At 54.7% G+C, this 14,568-nt stretch carries 13 protein-coding genes; 2 read left to right on the top strand and 11 right to left on the bottom strand.

The genetic code is table 11. From position 1 onward, the window contains the following. Position 1: 1 nt before the first annotated feature. The 5 genes from phnK to phnG are packed head-to-tail and all read right to left on the bottom strand — an operon-like array spanning position 2 to position 3,930. Entirely contained in the window at positions 2 to 799 is a 798-nt protein-coding gene (phnK, locus tag PSE_RS23565) for a phosphonate C-P lyase system protein PhnK (RefSeq protein WP_008551522.1), read from the bottom strand. Next, on the bottom strand, positions 799 to 1,710 hold the full coding sequence (locus tag PSE_RS23560) for an alpha-D-ribose 1-methylphosphonate 5-phosphate C-P-lyase PhnJ (RefSeq protein ID WP_014287073.1): 912 nt from the start codon (positions 1,708 to 1,710) through the stop codon (positions 799 to 801). The genes phnK and PSE_RS23560 overlap by 1 nt, the downstream gene beginning before the upstream one ends. Then, positions 1,707 to 2,822, bottom strand: a complete 1,116-nt coding sequence (locus tag PSE_RS23555) for a carbon-phosphorus lyase complex subunit PhnI (protein ID WP_014287072.1) — start codon at positions 2,820 to 2,822, stop codon at positions 1,707 to 1,709. Before PSE_RS23555 ends, PSE_RS23560 begins: the two co-directional genes overlap by 4 nt. 3 nt (positions 2,823 to 2,825) lie before the next feature. Next, positions 2,826 to 3,458, bottom strand: coding sequence for a phosphonate C-P lyase system protein PhnH (gene phnH / locus PSE_RS23550; protein WP_014287071.1), 633 nt, complete (start codon positions 3,456 to 3,458; stop codon positions 2,826 to 2,828). 1 nt (position 3,459) lies between these two features. Beyond that, positions 3,460 to 3,930, bottom strand: coding sequence for a phosphonate C-P lyase system protein PhnG (gene phnG / locus PSE_RS23545; RefSeq protein WP_041769156.1), 471 nt, complete (start codon positions 3,928 to 3,930; stop codon positions 3,460 to 3,462). Between the two features lie 188 nt (positions 3,931 to 4,118). On the opposite strand from phnG, the gene phnF reads away from it, so the two are divergent. Then, positions 4,119 to 4,859 carry a phosphonate metabolism transcriptional regulator PhnF gene (gene phnF, locus PSE_RS23540; RefSeq protein ID WP_208998039.1) on the top strand — a complete coding sequence of 247 codons (741 nt, stop codon included), beginning with the start codon at positions 4,119 to 4,121 and terminating at the stop codon, positions 4,857 to 4,859. 7 nt (positions 4,860 to 4,866) lie between these two features. On the opposite strand, the gene PSE_RS23535 is transcribed toward phnF, so the two are convergent. From PSE_RS23535 to PSE_RS23515, 5 genes are all read right to left on the bottom strand, one after another. Then, on the bottom strand, positions 4,867 to 6,420 hold the full coding sequence (locus PSE_RS23535; RefSeq protein WP_014287068.1) for a CYTH and CHAD domain-containing protein: 1,554 nt from the start codon (positions 6,418 to 6,420) through the stop codon (positions 4,867 to 4,869). Positions 6,421 to 6,617: 197 nt separating this feature from the next. Further along, a complete protein-coding gene (locus PSE_RS23530; RefSeq protein WP_014287067.1) occupies positions 6,618 to 7,364 on the bottom strand; it encodes an FCD domain-containing protein in 747 nt (248 codons plus the stop codon). Positions 7,365 to 7,510: 146 nt separating this feature from the next. Continuing rightward, complete coding sequence (locus tag PSE_RS23525) at positions 7,511 to 8,494, bottom strand: TRAP transporter substrate-binding protein (protein ID WP_008551428.1); 984 nt, start codon at positions 8,492 to 8,494, stop codon at positions 7,511 to 7,513. A gap of 336 nt (positions 8,495 to 8,830) precedes the next feature. After that, positions 8,831 to 11,056, bottom strand: coding sequence for a cation-translocating P-type ATPase (locus PSE_RS23520; protein ID WP_014287066.1), 2,226 nt, complete (start codon positions 11,054 to 11,056; stop codon positions 8,831 to 8,833). Between the two features lie 259 nt (positions 11,057 to 11,315). Next, on the bottom strand, positions 11,316 to 12,194 hold the full coding sequence (locus PSE_RS23515; protein WP_014287065.1) for a LysR family transcriptional regulator: 879 nt from the start codon (positions 12,192 to 12,194) through the stop codon (positions 11,316 to 11,318). Positions 12,195 to 12,292: 98 nt separating this feature from the next. Between PSE_RS23515 and glyA the strand changes: the two genes are divergently transcribed. Continuing rightward, entirely contained in the window at positions 12,293 to 13,630 is a 1,338-nt protein-coding gene (gene glyA / locus PSE_RS23510) for a serine hydroxymethyltransferase (RefSeq protein ID WP_014287064.1), read from the top strand. On the opposite strand, the gene PSE_RS23505 is transcribed toward glyA, so the two are convergent. After that, the gene (locus PSE_RS23505) at positions 13,622 to 14,524 is read right to left on the bottom strand and encodes a LysR family transcriptional regulator (RefSeq protein WP_014287063.1); all 903 of its coding nucleotides are present in this window, start codon (positions 14,522 to 14,524) and stop codon (positions 13,622 to 13,624) included. The two genes, glyA and PSE_RS23505, sit on opposite strands and share 9 nt — an antisense overlap. Between the last annotated feature and the right edge of the window lie 44 nt (positions 14,525 to 14,568).

The raw sequence follows: 14,568 nt of genomic DNA, 5'->3' as shown, positions 1-14,568 counted from the left end.
CTTAAGGCTGCAGAATGGAGGAGACGAGGAGCTGGGTGTAGCTCTCTTGCGGGTCGTCCAGCACCTGATCTGTCAGGCCGCTTTCGATCACGTGGCCGTGGCGCATCACCAGAATACGGTGTGAGAGCAGACGGGCTACTGCCAGATCGTGGGTTACGATGATCACGGAGAGGCCGAGGTCTGCCACAAGACCGCGCAGAAGATCCAGCAAGCGGGCCTGTACGGAAACATCGAGACCGCCTGTTGGTTCATCCATGAACACAAGGCGCGGGCCAGTCACAAGGTTACGCGCGATCTGCAGACGCTGGCGCATGCCGCCAGAGAAGGCGCGTGGATCATCGTCGATGCGGTCTTCTGCGATCTCTACACGGCCAAGCCAATCAGTTGCGGTGTCACGAATGTTTCCGTAGTGACGCGCGCCGACTGCCATAAGGCGTTCACCGACGTTTGCCCCTGCTGAGACTGTCATGCGCAGGCCATCTGCCGGGTGTTGGTGGACGAAGCCCCAGTCAGTGCGCATGAGCATACGGCGCTCTGCTTCGCTCATCTCATAGAGATTACGCATCTGGCCCATGCGGTTGCGGTAGTTTACCGAGCCGGAGGTTGGGGTGAGGCGCGTTGCAAGGCAATTGAGCAGCGTTGTTTTGCCCGAGCCACTCTCACCCACGATGGCAAGCACCTCACCCGGATAGAGGTCGAAGCTGACATCCTTGCAGCCAATGCGACCGCCATAGAGTTTTGTCGTGTTGCTGACCTGAAGCAGCGGAAGGTCTTCAGTGCTTTGAATAGGCAGAGACATTAGTCGTTTCCTTCTGCTTCCAGCGGGTTGGTTCCCAGGTGACCACCATGGCCTGCTTCACGGCGGTCCTCACAGAAGTCACTGTCGGAGCACACGAACATGCGGTTTCCGTCATCATCCAGAATGACCTCATCCAGATAGACGCCTTCTGCTCCACAAATGGCGCAGGGTTGTTCGAACTTGGTGACTTCAAAGGGATGATCTTCAAAGTCGAGGCTCACCACCTTGGTGTGTGGCGGGATGGCGTAGATGCGCTTTTCGCGGCCAGCTCCAAACAACTGGAGCGCTTCCATCTGGTCCATCTTCGGGTTGTCGAACTTCGGCGTCGGGGACGGGTCCATCACATAGCGATCCTGCACCATGACCGGATAGGCGTAGGCCGTTGCGATGTGACCGAACTTGGCGATGTCTTCGTAAAGCTTCACATGCATGAGGCCGTACTCTTCCAACGCATGCATTTTGCGGGTTTCGGTTTCGCGAGGCTCCAGAAAGCGGAGGGGTTCTGGGATTGGGACCTGATAGACCAGCACCTGATCCTTGGTCAGCGTGTCTTCTGGGATACGGTGACGCGTCTGGATGATGCTGGCGTTTTTGGTCTTGGTGGTCGTCTCCACGCCTGTGGTCTCAACGAAGAAGTTGCGCAGGGCGACAGCGTTGGTGGTGTCATCGGAACCCTGATCGATCATCTTCAGGCAATCGTCTTTGCCGATGACTGCCGCAGTGACCTGCACGCCGCCGGTGCCCCAGCCGTATGGCATTGGCATTTCGCGGGCGGCGAAGGGGACCTGATAACCAGGGATCGCAATGCCTTTGAGGATTGCGCGGCGGATCATGCGTTTGGTTTGCTCATCCAGATAAGCGAAGTTGTAGTGCTCGCCGGATATGCCTTGTGTCTCAACGTGCTCGGTCATTGTGCTGCCTCCGCAACGAGTTCCTGTTCAGCTGCTTCGCGCTTTTCCTGCCATTCCTTGCGAACCTTGCGGATCAACTCCAGCTCTGACTGGAAGTCCACGTAGTGCGGTAGCTTGAGGTGCTCGACAAAGCCGGTGGCCTGAACGTTGTCTGAGTGAGAGAGAACGAACTCCTGATCCTGTGTTGGGGAGTCGATCTCTTCGCCTAGTTCCTCAGCGCGTAGCGCGCGGTCCACCAGAGCCATGGCCATGACTTTGCGTTCGCCCTGACCCGGCACCAGACCATACCCACGGGTGAACTGCGGAGGTGCGGAAGCTGAGCCTTTGAACTGGTTGATCATCTGACATTCGGTGACTGTCATGGTGCCTAGCGGTACTTCGAAACCGAGTTCTTCCATGAAGAAGTCAACCTCGACTTCTCCCAGGCGGATTTCGCCTGCGAATGGGTGAGTTCTGCCAAAACCGCGCTGGGTGGAGTAGCCTAGAGCCAGCAAGAAGCCTTCGTCTCCGCGGGCGAGGTTCTGCAAGCGCAGTTCACGATCAGCCGGGAAAGTGAGTGGTTCGCGAGTGATGTCGCCAACCGGTGCATCTGGTGCGCGTGGCTCGTCTTCTTCAATCAGACCTTCGTCATTGAGAAGATCGGTGACACGAGGAACGACCTCTTCCTTCTTGAACTCCTGAGTTTCTGGTTCTGGTGCTTCACCATCTGCGGCTAGTTTGAAATCGAGCAGGCGCTGGGTGTAGTCGAAGGTTGGGCCAAGCAGCTGTCCACCCGGCAGATCCTTGTAAGTCGCGGAAATGCGACGGCGGATCAGCATCTTTGCCGTGTCGATCGGTTTGGAGTAGCCGAAGCGTGGCAGGGTAGTTCTGTAGGCGCGCATCAGGAAGGCGGCTTCGATAAGATCGCCGCGGGATTGCTTGATGCCCAGGGCTGCTAGTTCAGCGTCGTACAGTGAGCCTTCTGCCATCACACGGGAGACGGAGAGGTAGAGCTGCTCGGAGATTTGCTTGAGGCTCAGGGACGGGATGCTGGTATCGCCACGACGATCCCGGGCCATGAGCTTGTGGGCGTTTCGGATAGCTTTTTCGCCACCTTTCACAGCAACATACATAGGTTAAGCCTCCAAGCCGGTGATTTTTGTAGAGCGTGGCAGGCCTGCGACCTGATTGGCTCCGGCGAAGATGACGTCGATGCCGAGCGGATAAAGCGTGCTGTTGTCTTGCATCTGCTGCCAGAAGGTTGCTGGTGTAGGCGTGATACTGAACTGCTTCTCGGTTTTGATGCCCGGGCCTTTGAGGGTGACGCCGGTATCTTCGGTCAGTTCGTCGACCATCAGGATGATTGTTGTTGAGCGGTCCGGATACTCAGCGGTTCCTGCGGAGAAGCTTGCGATGGCTGGTAAGAGCTTAGTGTTTGAAACCAATGCGAATGCTGCATCTGCAGGGCTTTCAACAAAGGGAGCAGCTGTGTGGAAGCGGATGTAGTTTTTGACGCCTTCATCCGCTGCAAGCGCAGGGTCCAGCCATAAAGGTGTATCGTAATCGCAGAGCGTCAGCACCAGTGCAGTTGCTGCGACGGACAATGGTGCTGGAGGCGTGAGTGTCAGATCATCCAGTTGCTGCACTGTGCCTGGCTGTGCCAATGCGTTCATGGTGGAACGGAAGATGGACTGGGCGTTGTGGACTGGATCTGCAAAGCCGGGAGCGGGTGCTTTTGCGAAAATTGAAGTTGCGGTTTGCGTGCTCATGTCATTCTCCCCGTACCATGGTGAAGAAGTCCACTTTGGTGGCGGCGACTTCAGCGCGTGTTTCGTTTTCAGCTTGCTCTTGAGCATCTGCCAATGGCTGAAGAACTTTCGCTTCAATCAACTCGCGGTTTTCGGGCTGTTGCCAGAGGGCATCGACCAGTGCGGCTTGCAGAACCTTTTGCTTGTCCCGGCCAAGGGCCTGACCAAAACCGGTGGTGCCGTCTTCAAGGGCTATGACACAGCGGGTGACGGTTGCTTCGCACATATTGAAGGGAGCTCCGGTGCCACCAGCGCGGCCACGGACCATCACCAATCCGATTTCTGCTGGACGGATAACGGTGTAGCTCGGCTCCAGACCGAGCCTGTTCCAGACTTCAGCAAGATCTTGCGCTGAGGCCTTGGCCAGAATGCCCATAGCATTCTGCCTAGCTGCAATTTCGGGTGAATGCTCTTTGAGCGAACTTGCCGTCATTTCAGCCCCTTTGACTTTCAGGAACACGCTGGTTCTCTGACATTGTGTGGTGACGCTTTGATCAGGAGGTTGGTCTGCGCGTCTGAATTTGGTTGCTAAGCTAGAACGAGTGTTGTCTAGTTGTATAGACAAATATTTTGCTCGCCAACTGAGTAGTGTTGTTTCATGACGAAGACATGACGAATCCGATGAAATTTGATTTTTCTCCGATTGAGCGACGTGCCGGCGTTGCAATGTGGAAGCAGATTGCAGAAGTGCTGCGCACTGAGCTTTCGCGTGCTGAGGTTTCTGAAGGCGAGAAAATTCCTACAGAACAAGAGCTTGCCCAAAGTTTTGAGGTGAACCGACATACGGTTCGGCGGGCAATTTCCACGCTGATTGAAGAAGGTTTTCTGCGTTCAGATCAGGGGCGGGGCACCTTTGTCGCCCGGGCTCCGCTGGTTTATCCCATTGGTCCGCGCACGCGTTTTTCGGAGAATTTGTCGGGTCAGGCGCAAGAGGTTTATGGGGATATCTTCCGCACAACAGAGGTGGTGGCAGATGCTTACACCGCTGAATTGCTGGAGGTAGACCTCGGCACGGCGCTGTTTAAATGCGAGTCTGTGAGTTATGCGGATGGAACGCCAATCATCGCAGGAACACGCTGGTTTGAGGTGTCTTGCTTCCCAAACCTACCTGCAGATTTGCGGGAGACCAACTCAATCACGAAGATCATGGAGAAGTATGGTTTCGGCGATTACCGGCGCAAAGAAACGCGGATTACTGCGGCTCTTTGTAGTGCGCACAATGCGGAGCTGCTGAAGATTTCTGAAGGATCGCCTGTGCTTGTGATGGAATCCATCAATGTGAATGCGAGCGGTGCACCTATACAAATCGGTCGGGCTTATGTGGCAGCTGACAGGATGCATCTGACTGTCAGAAACGATTGAGCTTGGATCAGAGCCAGTATTTTGGAGCTTCTACTGCTGCATTCCAGCGTTCCTGTGCTTCCAGCCAAGCGTTGTCGGCGCGGGCCTGATGCCAGCCAGCGACGAAACCGATGACCGTTGAGACTTCGTTGTTTTGTAAGGATTGCGGAAGCTTCATCGCGACGAGACGGTCTGCCATGGCTACATCATTCAGGTAGCCGAAGGTATTTTGTAGCCGCTTCAGGCACTTAAGGAATATGCGCAAATCTTCTGGCTCGTAGAGTGAGCGAAAGAACTCAACAGTATAACGCATTTTTTTGAGTGCTTTACGCAGATCATGACGTTGCTCAATCGTAAGGTCCTGCAGGTTCTCAGCCCGCTTTTCGCAGGCCCGCCAGCGTTTGGAGAGGGCGTTTTGTGCAAATGTCTGGATTGGTAGATCGAGTTTTCTGGTGTCTGTCAGGCCCAGATTTTCTTTCCATGCCGGGCTGTGAGAGAGTTCCCCCAGCTGTAGCAGGAAGCTGTTCAGCTGCGGATTTATCAGGTCTTGCCTCAGTTCAACCTGTGCTTCCACATGGGCCAGTTTGATGGCTTCGAAGAGCGGTTCGACGGAGTGGGTGTCTGGTAATAAAGGAATGACGGGTGTGATGATGTCTTCCACCAGCACATCGATATCCCTTTGATTTCCTGCCGTTGTTGCCAATTGCTTTGCGGAGGCATCGAGGTCAGCGATGATTTCGTTGTTTGGTAAGGCTGCCTTGTAGATGTTGAAGGCGCTTCTTAAACGGCGAAGACCAACGCGCAGTTGGTGCGGGCCTTCGGAGATGTCTTGCTGCAGAACGCAGGAGCGGTTGGCGACGATCTGATTAAGACATTCGCCAAGGATTTTCTGGAGGGCGGATCCTGCGCTTTCCTCTGGTTCTAGCTCGATGTAATTGGAATGCTGTGCTTCTGAGGGGAGCTCAGGTGGTTGACCACTTGCCAGCCGGTAGCCAATTCCTGCTTTGTTGCTGTTGGAAAACAGAATTGGTCGATCTTTCATAAGAGCCCCAGCCAGTTTGTACAGGCTTTCGACCGGACCTTCCATGAGCTCCAGTTCCACTTCGTGGATGGGATGCTCATCTGTCTTCGTTCTGGCAATGCCGCTGTCGAAAGCGACTTCGATCTTCGCACCAGCTTTGTCGGTATAGTATGTCAGCGTGCGCGAAATGGCGGTTTCAAAAAGGATGCCCCAGTCCTTATCTTCCAGCAAAGACAAGAGCTTCTGGCGAACTTCCTCATCTGTGATCGCACCAAAGTCTGGCTCAATCCCGCCAATGGGTAGCTCAAGCTCAATCCGTTTGGAGAGCCCGGACTGCATGCCGCCGCCTTGCTTGATGGTTTGCAGCCAGTTGGTGCCGTTGTGGCGGGTTCTGAGGGAAATGCGGGCTTTTTTGAGCGTGTGGTCTGGCGTGTCGTAATAGACTGAACGGAGCTTTTTAGTCGACTGTTCGCTGACAGCAAAGCCTTTGGGTGGCTTGGCTTTGATCAGCTGCGCCAGTGTTGCTTCATCGACGGAAAGTTTGAGCTCAATCTCGTGCATGATCGCAGGACCACCTTAAGCACAGCGTGCGATGTGGAAGCGTGTTCCATCCCACTCTTGTTGATTTTACGTAGTAAACATCTCGCGAACGCAACCCGGTGTAAAGGGTGCAAAACGTCTATGGGAATTTATCAAAGATATAATCCCCATTTGGCAACGGTATTATGAAATGTGCTCTATGAATGCCCGTTGGTGCGTTACGCGGGTGTCAGCGGATCCTGCTGGAACAGATAGGCATCAAAGGCCGGATCGTCCACGTCTGATAGTTCCATGAGGCGCTTCTTGACGTTCTCAAGGTGTTGCCACATCGCTTGTTTTGCGGCCTGCGGATCGCGGCGTTGAAGGGCGTCCAGAATGTCCTGATGGTCGTTCAGCCATTCTTCGCGATAGGTGTTGTCGAAGATGCGTTCGTGCAGTTTGTCCCACATTTTGGAGCGGGTGCGCTGCTGCCAGAGGTTTCTGACCATATCGACCAAAACGGAGTTCTGAGTAGCTTCTGCGATCAGAAGGTGGAATTCTTCGTCTGCTTCGTAGCCACCGGAGCCTTTGGCAAGGTCTTCGCGTTCCCGTTCCAGAGCATCGCGCATGCGCAGGATGTCGGCTTTGGTAACCATGGATGCGGCGAAGGCCGCGATGTTGCTTTCCATCAGCTGGCGCGCCTGTAGCAGTTCGAACGGGCCGATGTCTTCCAGATTGGATGTGGGAGTAACCTGATCTGTATCCGGTAGGCGAACGACATAAGTGCCTGAACCTTTGCGCACATCGATCAAGCCTTCAATCTCGAGCATGATCATAGCTTCGCGCAGGAGCGAGCGACTGACGTTCATTTCTTCAGCAATCTGGCGTTCGGGACGCAGGCGATCACCGACCTTGAACGTTCCGTTGCTCAGTTCTTTGCGCAAGACTTCAGCTACTTCCTGATAGCGGCGGCGCTGACCATCCATTTCGCTTGTTCTCCCATGCCTGCGCGGTTGGCGTATTTTTAATGATTGCTGTACGCTTAAGATACTAAATAAAGCAGATTTGCAAGCGAGACAAAAGGCCAGAGATCTGCGTTGTTACTCTGGCCTTTCGCATTCTTGTAGAGGGCTTACTGGGTCAACGCTTTGATGCGTGTGATCAGGGAGCCAACTCTTTCAGATTTTTCTGCCGCTTCTGCATGCATTGGCAAAACGGCTTCAATGAATGGCGCTTTATCCACCTCAACGAACTTCACGCCCAGCTCAGATTTTGCCTGCTCAATGTGCTTCTTGGTCATATCATTCCACTGGGCACGGTGGAAGTGCATGGATGACTTGGCGGCGTCACGAATAGCCGTTTGTTCGTCCGCGCTTAGCGTGTTCCAGATGGTTGTTGAGATCACCACGATAGATGGGATCATGGTGTGGCCGTCATCGGAATAGACCTTGGAGACTTCGCCGTGACGTGCAGTTGTCAGCGCGAGTGGATTATTCTCTGCACCATCAACCACGCCCTGTTGGAGCGCGCTGTACAGTTCGCCCCAGGCAATTGGGGTTGGGCTGCCGCCGAGCAGCTCCACCATGCGGATTGCGGATGGGGATGGCTGAACGCGGATCTTCATGCCTTTGAGATCGGCTGGTGAGTTGATGGCCTTGTTGGCATAGAAGGAGCGGGCGCCCTCCACGTAAAAAGTCAGGCCGATGAAGCCTTTGTCTTTGGAAGCGGCTAGGATGTCGTCGCCGATTGGGCCGCTGAGCACGTCGAAATAGTGGTTCTCGTCAACGAAGATGTAAGGCAGGTTCAGTGCGGAATAAGACTCTTCAAAGGCTTCCAATTCGCTGGCGTTGGTTTTGGCCATGGCGAGGGTGCCTTCCTGCACTAACTCCATGGATTCCCTTTGAGTTCCCAAAGCGCCGTTGCCGTAGATGCGGATTTTGAGTGAGCCGTTGGTGGCTTCCGCAACTTTGTCTGCCATGTGCTGCATGGAAATGTGCAGAGGATGCTCTGGCCCCTGATTGTGGCTGAGTTTCAATGTCTTCGCGTAGGCGAATGAAGTTGTTGCAAGTAGAGCAGCGCACAGAACTGTCGCTTTGGCAATCTTTCTCGTAAACATATGCTTCCCCCCTGATTATCGCAGCGAATGTATTCGTGAGATGAAACTAAGGAATGCTGAGGCTGCGATATGTAATGGAAAGAATTGGACGGATTCGGGGAGTTGTCAAACCATTTTATATATTGGTTGACCTTATGTGAGTGCGTTTAGTTTTCCGTCTAAGGTGAATTTATATATTTAATCAGGCCAGTAGTGAGAGGAAAATATTTGGCTATGTAATCGAGTTGTTTTGATTGGTCTGAATTCTTCTAGGGAATGCGTAGATTGGTCAACCGGAGCAGGCTCTATAGAAAAACAGCCCCAGAAGTTGTCTTCATGGGGCTGTGATTGCTGATATCAGTTCATGTTCTTTGGCTTCCATCGCCGCAGCAGCATGGCGTTAGTGACGACAGATACTGAACTCATGGCCATGGCTGCGCCTGCGATGACCGGGGAGAGTAACCCGAGTGCTGCCAGCGGAATGCCGATGATGTTGTAGATGAAGGCCCAGAACAGGTTCTGTCTGATTTTTCTGAGGGTTGCTTTGGAGATGTCGAGCGCTGCCGGGATCATCTTCGGCTCAGAGCGCATGAGAGTAACTCCTGCGGTCTCCAACGCAACATCGGCACCAGAACCCATGGCTATGCCTAGATCAGCAGCAGCCAGAGCAGGGGCATCGTTGATGCCATCGCCAACCATAGCTACATGATAGCCTTGTTCTTTCAGATCGTTGACGACTTCGTTCTTGCCTTCTGGCTGAACGCGGGCCTGGAACTCGTCTACGCCGACTTGATCAGCGATGTTTTTGGCGGCGAGTTCGGTGTCGCCGGTGATCATGACTGTGCGAATGCCTTGATTTTTAAGGGATTCTACAGCTTCCCGAGCGGAGTCTCTAGCCTGATCTACGAAGGCGAGGACGCCAATGGCGCGGTCGCCGAGGGCGACTGTGACGGCGGTCTTGCCGGCGGATTCATAAGTCTTTACAAGGCCATCGCCCATCATTGAGGGGGCTACGTTGAGGTCTTTCATCAAGGCTGCGTTGCCGATGGAGACTTGCTGGCCGGTGAGCTCTGCGATCAGGCCTTTGCCAGGGATAGCTTTGATGGACCGTGGGCGGGTGAGCTTGAGGTTGCGCTCTTCTGCAGCGCGGATAAGTGCGCTGGCGAGTGGGTGTTCACTGCCCAGCTGGATGCTGGCGGCGATGGTCAGCAGGCGATCGTCGTTGCGGTCAAAGGCCTGTGCATCCGTCAGAACTGGCTTGCCAACTGTGAGTGTGCCGGTTTTGTCGAAGAGGATGGTGTCGACTTTGTGTGCCCGTTCCAGCGCTTCGATATCGCGGATAAGTATGCCTGCTTTCGCTGCTGCGCCAGTGCCCGCAACCAGAGCTGTCGGGGTAGCAAGTCCCAGTGCACAAGGGCAGGCGATGACGAGGACAGCAACGGAGGCGCCGACGGCTGTTGTGACATCGCCGGAGTAGACCATCCAACCAGCGAAGGTTGCCAGTGCGATCAGGACGATAACGGGGACAAAAATAGCGGCGACTTTGTCGACTAACTTCTGCAGAGGTGCCTTGGAGGCCTGTGCGCCTTCAACAAGGCGGATAATCTGGGCTAAGCGGGTTGATTCACCAAGGGCTGTGGTGCGCACAAAGATTGCACCGGAACCGTTGATTGTTCCACCGGTTACCTGATCGCCTGTGTTTTTGTGCACGGGCAGGCTCTCGCCGGTGAGCATAGATTCATCCAGCTCGCTTTCGCCGTCTTCAATCAGGCCATCGGTTGGAACACGCTCACCCGGTTTGACAACAATGTAATCACCCAGGCGCAGATCAGAGATGCTGACGGGGATAATCTTGTCGCCAACGATTTTGTTGGCGGTTGTCGGGCGCAGGGCAATCAGAGAACGGACAGCAGCGGATGTTGAGCGTTTTGCTCTGATTTCCAGATACTTACCCATCAGGATCAGGGTGAGGATGACAGCGGAGGCCTCGAAATAAAGGTCGGCAGCCTCAGCCTGAGATGCGAAGAAGACGTTGTATACGCTGTAAAGATACGCGGCGGATGTGCCCAGAGAAACGAGGACATCCATGTTTGCGCCGCCATGGCGCAGGGCTGCGAATGCACCCTTATAGAATCGCGCACCGACGAAAATTTGGATTGGCGTTGCTAATGCAAACTGCAGTACGCCAGAGAGCTCAAACTGCACCCCAAATGCCATCAAAACCATTGGAATCACTAGAGGAATTGCCAGAAGCGTTGATAGCGCGAAAAGTTGAAAGGTTTTGCGTTCTTCTGCGTCGCTATGTGCTTCGCGCTCTTCAAAAGCCTTTTGTGCTGCCTCGGCTTCATCCCGGCGCTCTTTGGCCTCAAAACCAGCTGTGGTGACCACATCAACCAGATCGTTTGCAGCGATCTGTGGCAGGTGGTCGACCTCTGCCATTTCCAGCGCGAAGTTGACGGTGGCGTTGACCACACCTTCAGTCGCTTTCAATGTCTTTTCCAAGCGGGAGGCGCAACCTGCGCACGTCATTCCGGTGATGTCGAGTTTGACGGTTTGGGCTGCGGAGGCTGAGGGTGTGTTCATCAGAGCTATCTTCGGTTGCCGAGTTCAGACCATCAGGACTTATTACCATTGGTGATGGTGGGTCAAGAGGTTGTAGAGCGGGTGAATACGCAAGCTCCCCTATGTGATGTAGAGCTGCTGTGATCGTGATCAAAGCTGCGATCACGCTTTGATCAAATTTGCAGAGAACACATAGGGTTTGAGGCTCTTTGCGGTGTTTTGGCCGTGTTGTGTTGAAACGTGGTGCTGTGGATAGTCACGTTATGGGAAGTGGTTGAAACTACGCGGTGAGCAGGGAGGTGATCTGGTTGATCTCTTCCGGTGGGTTTGGCAGGCTGGCGCATTCCAGGATGAGGGACTTTCCGGTTGGGTGCCACCCGGTGAAGGGGGCTTTGAGATCACCCTTTTGCAAAGACGGTTCGATGAGGGCTTTGTGACCCATCAGAACGCCAGCACCGTTTTTGGCTTCTTCCAATGCGATGGCATAGAGGGAGTAACTCGGGCCTTGGTTTAAGCCTTTGAGTTTTGGTGCGTTTGCATTTGCCCAGAGTTGCCAGTCTTCGGCCCAGATTGCGTCATGCAGGAGTGTGGTTTGCTCCAGATCTTCCGATGTTTGCAGCAAGCTTGCTGTTGAGGGGGCACAGACCGGAGTGATGAAGTCTTCTGCGATGATCCGTTCCTGAGCTGTACCTTTGGGTTTGCCGATGAAGATGGAGAGGTCGTAGATCTCACGGTCCAGATTGGGCGGTGTTTCCAGTGCGATGACGGAGATGTTGGTGTCTGGTAGGGCGGCGCGGATCTTCGGCAGGCGTGGAGAGAGCCAGAGTTGAGCGACACTTGGCAGGGCGGCTATGTGAATAGTTTTGCGGCTGGTTTTGGCTCTCAGCTGTCTGACGGCATTGCCCAACTCATCAAAAGCCTTTGAGAAATGTGGGGCGATCTCCTGTCCCAGCTCCGTCAGGTGAACGCCTTGGGAGCGACGCTCGAACAGGTCTGCGCCGACCCATTCTTCCAGTGCCTTGATGTGCTGAGAGACGGCGCCGGGTGTGACGCTCAGCTCTTCTGCTGCGTTGGCAAAGCCGCCAAGACGGGCCGCTGCTTCGAAAGCGCGGAGGGCGTTGAGGGGCGGGCCTTTGGGCCGGGTTGGAGAAACTGACATCACTTAGCCTTAGTTTTTCTAGGCCAATAATTACATATTCTGGTTTGCGCTCTCAAGCATCCTGTCCGCACACTGCTCTTAGCAATTGGGAGGTTGTGATGGTTTTAGCGAAACGAAATTGGGTTCCGGCTGACTGTGAAGCACTGGTGCAGGAGGTTGCGCAGCGTACGCAAACGCAGAGTTCTGTGGCTTTGCTGGACAGACTGGATACGCTGACTGCTCAGAACAGGGAGATCCATGAGGAGCAGTGCTTCAACCTGAACCCGGCGACCAATGTGATGAACCCACGCGCGGAATCGTTTCTGGCTTCTGGCATTGGCTCTCGCCCTTCGCTCGGTTACCCCGGTGACAAGTACGAGATGGGGCTGGAAGCCATCGAAGAGATTGAGGTGATTGCCGCTGAGCTGAGTGCGGAAGTGTTTGATGCACAGTATGCTGAGATCCGCGTTCCTTCTGGGGCCATCGCCAATCTTTATGGGTTCATGGCCACTTGCCAGCCGGGAGATACGATCATCGCACCACCAGCTTCCATCGGTGGGCATGTGACCCATCACATTGCAGGCTGTGCGGGCCTTTATGGGTTGCTCACTGTGCCAGCTCCGGTGAATGCGGATGGCTACACCATTGATGTGGATGGGCTTCGTGAACTTGTCAAAGCGGAAAAGCCTAAGCTGATCACAGTTGGGTCCAGCCTCAACCTCTTCGAGCATCCTGTACGCGCTGTTCGTGAGATTGCCGATGAGGTGGGCGCGAAGGTGATGTTTGATGCGGCCCATCAGTGCGGGATTATTGCAGGTAAGGCCTGGGCGAACCCACTGGAAGAGGGGGCGCACTTCATGACCATGAGCACCTACAAAAGCCTTGGCGGGCCTGCAGGTGGTCTGATTGTTTCCAACGATGCTGAGCTGATTGAGCGGATGGATGCCATTGCGTTTCCCGGTATGACGGCCAACTTTGATGCAGCGAAGTCTGCTGCTTTGGCTGTGACCATGCTGGATTGGAAAGAGTATGGGCAGGCTTATGCTGCCGAGATGATCGCTGTCTCTAAGGCTCTGGCTCAGGCATTAGATGCGGAAGGTATTCCGGTCTTTGCCAAGGCCCAGGGCTTTACGCAGTCGCACCAGTTTGCGGTTGAAGCTGCTGAGTTTGGTGGCGGGCAGGCTGCTTCCAAAAAGCTTCGCAAGGCTGGCTTCCTTGCTTGTGGCATCGGATTGCCGATTGCTGAGGTGGACGGCGATATGAACGGGCTGCGCATTGGCACCCCTGAACTGGTGCGCTGGGGTGTTGGTGTGGAACATGCTGCTGAGATGGCCTGCCTGATTGCGGCAGCGCTGCGTTCTGACCAGCCAGAACAGTATCTTGCAGAGGTTTCTGCTTGGCGTCAGCGGTTTGACAAGCTGTGTTACGTGATGGCTGGAGAACCTGTTTCAGCATAACCACTGCTTTGCAGAGAGCGTGTCCGCCAGCAGGTCGAAGACCAGGCGGATGCGCTTTGAGGTGTGTAGCTCGCGGTGTGTTGCCAGCCAGAAGGGCACATTGAACGGCTCGAAGCTTGGCAGCACCTGTTCCATCTCTGGAAACTTATCTGCGATCTCTCGGATCATGACGATAATGCCGAGATCGTTTCTCGCCAGTTCCCACCCCACCAGACCGCTGGCGGTGGTTTGCTTGAAGTTGTGCTCGCTTAGCGGCAGGTCTGTTTCGCTGAAATGCTTGAGGAACAGATCTGGCCGATCAAAGGCGATGAACTCGTGGGTTGCCATGTCGCTGGTGGACTGAGGGCGGCCTTTGCGGTCCAGATAGTTTTTGCTGGCGTAAAAGTGCGCCGTTGTTTCCCTAACGAGCCGTGCGGTGAGGTCTGGCTGTTCCGGCCTAACATGGCGAATGGCAATGTCGGCTTCGCGCAGCTGAAGGTCGCTGACAGCGTTGGTGGCGACGATCTCAATATGGATGCCGGGTGCGATCTCTCTCAGTTTCTTCAGGATTGGTGGGAGGATATAGGCCGAAGCCGTGTCACTGGCACTGATGCAGACGGTACCATCGATTTCCTGCGATTGGCCTGAAGCCGTCAAGGAGATGCGGTTGGCAGCCTCGCCCATGGACTTCACGTGTTCCAGCAGTTCCATGCCTGCCTGCGTAAGGGAGAGCGAGCGGCCAGCGCGTTCAAACAGGGTTACGCCAAGGGCTTCCTCCAGCGCTGTGACCTGCCTGCCCAATGTGGGCTGGGTGAGGCCCAAAGCCCTTGCTGCAGCCGAGAGGGAGCCTTCCTCCGCAGTGACGAGAAAAGCGCGGGCCTGGTTCCAATCAAAAGAGACGCTCTGCCAATTCATGCATATTTGTATACCTCAGCTGCGAATTTTGGCAATTTTTTTTG

It is taken from the genome of Pseudovibrio sp. FO-BEG1 (genome assembly GCF_000236645.1).
Taxonomy (GTDB): Bacteria; Pseudomonadota; Alphaproteobacteria; order Rhizobiales; family Stappiaceae; genus Pseudovibrio.
This window is presented reverse-complemented; position numbering and strand designations above follow the sequence as displayed.

Excerpts from the sequence above, each read along its gene's own strand:
- PSE_RS23555 (WP_014287072.1), bottom strand. The coding sequence starts at position 2,822 with ATGTATGTTGCTGTGAAAGGTGGCGAAAAAGCTATCCGAAACGCCCAC.
- phnK (WP_008551522.1), bottom strand. The coding sequence starts at position 799 with ATGTCTCTGCCTATTCAAAGCACTGAAGACCTTCCGCTGCTTCAGGTC.
- PSE_RS23525 (WP_008551428.1), bottom strand. The coding sequence starts at position 8,494 with ATGTTTACGAGAAAGATTGCCAAAGCGACAGTTCTGTGCGCTGCTCTA.
- PSE_RS23515 (WP_014287065.1), bottom strand. The coding sequence starts at position 12,194 with ATGTCAGTTTCTCCAACCCGGCCCAAAGGCCCGCCCCTCAACGCCCTC.
- phnF (WP_208998039.1), top strand. The coding sequence starts at position 4,119 with ATGAAATTTGATTTTTCTCCGATTGAGCGACGTGCCGGCGTTGCAATG.
- PSE_RS23535 (WP_014287068.1), bottom strand. The coding sequence starts at position 6,420 with ATGCACGAGATTGAGCTCAAACTTTCCGTCGATGAAGCAACACTGGCG.
- PSE_RS23530 (WP_014287067.1), bottom strand. The coding sequence starts at position 7,364 with ATGGATGGTCAGCGCCGCCGCTATCAGGAAGTAGCTGAAGTCTTGCGC.
- PSE_RS23520 (WP_014287066.1), bottom strand. The coding sequence starts at position 11,056 with ATGAACACACCCTCAGCCTCCGCAGCCCAAACCGTCAAACTCGACATC.
- phnH (WP_014287071.1), bottom strand. The coding sequence starts at position 3,458 with ATGAGCACGCAAACCGCAACTTCAATTTTCGCAAAAGCACCCGCTCCC.
- glyA (WP_014287064.1), top strand. The coding sequence starts at position 12,293 with ATGGTTTTAGCGAAACGAAATTGGGTTCCGGCTGACTGTGAAGCACTG.
- PSE_RS23560 (WP_014287073.1), bottom strand. The coding sequence starts at position 1,710 with ATGACCGAGCACGTTGAGACACAAGGCATATCCGGCGAGCACTACAAC.
- PSE_RS23505 (WP_014287063.1), bottom strand. The coding sequence starts at position 14,524 with ATGAATTGGCAGAGCGTCTCTTTTGATTGGAACCAGGCCCGCGCTTTT.
- phnG (WP_041769156.1), bottom strand. The coding sequence starts at position 3,930 with ATGACGGCAAGTTCGCTCAAAGAGCATTCACCCGAAATTGCAGCTAGG.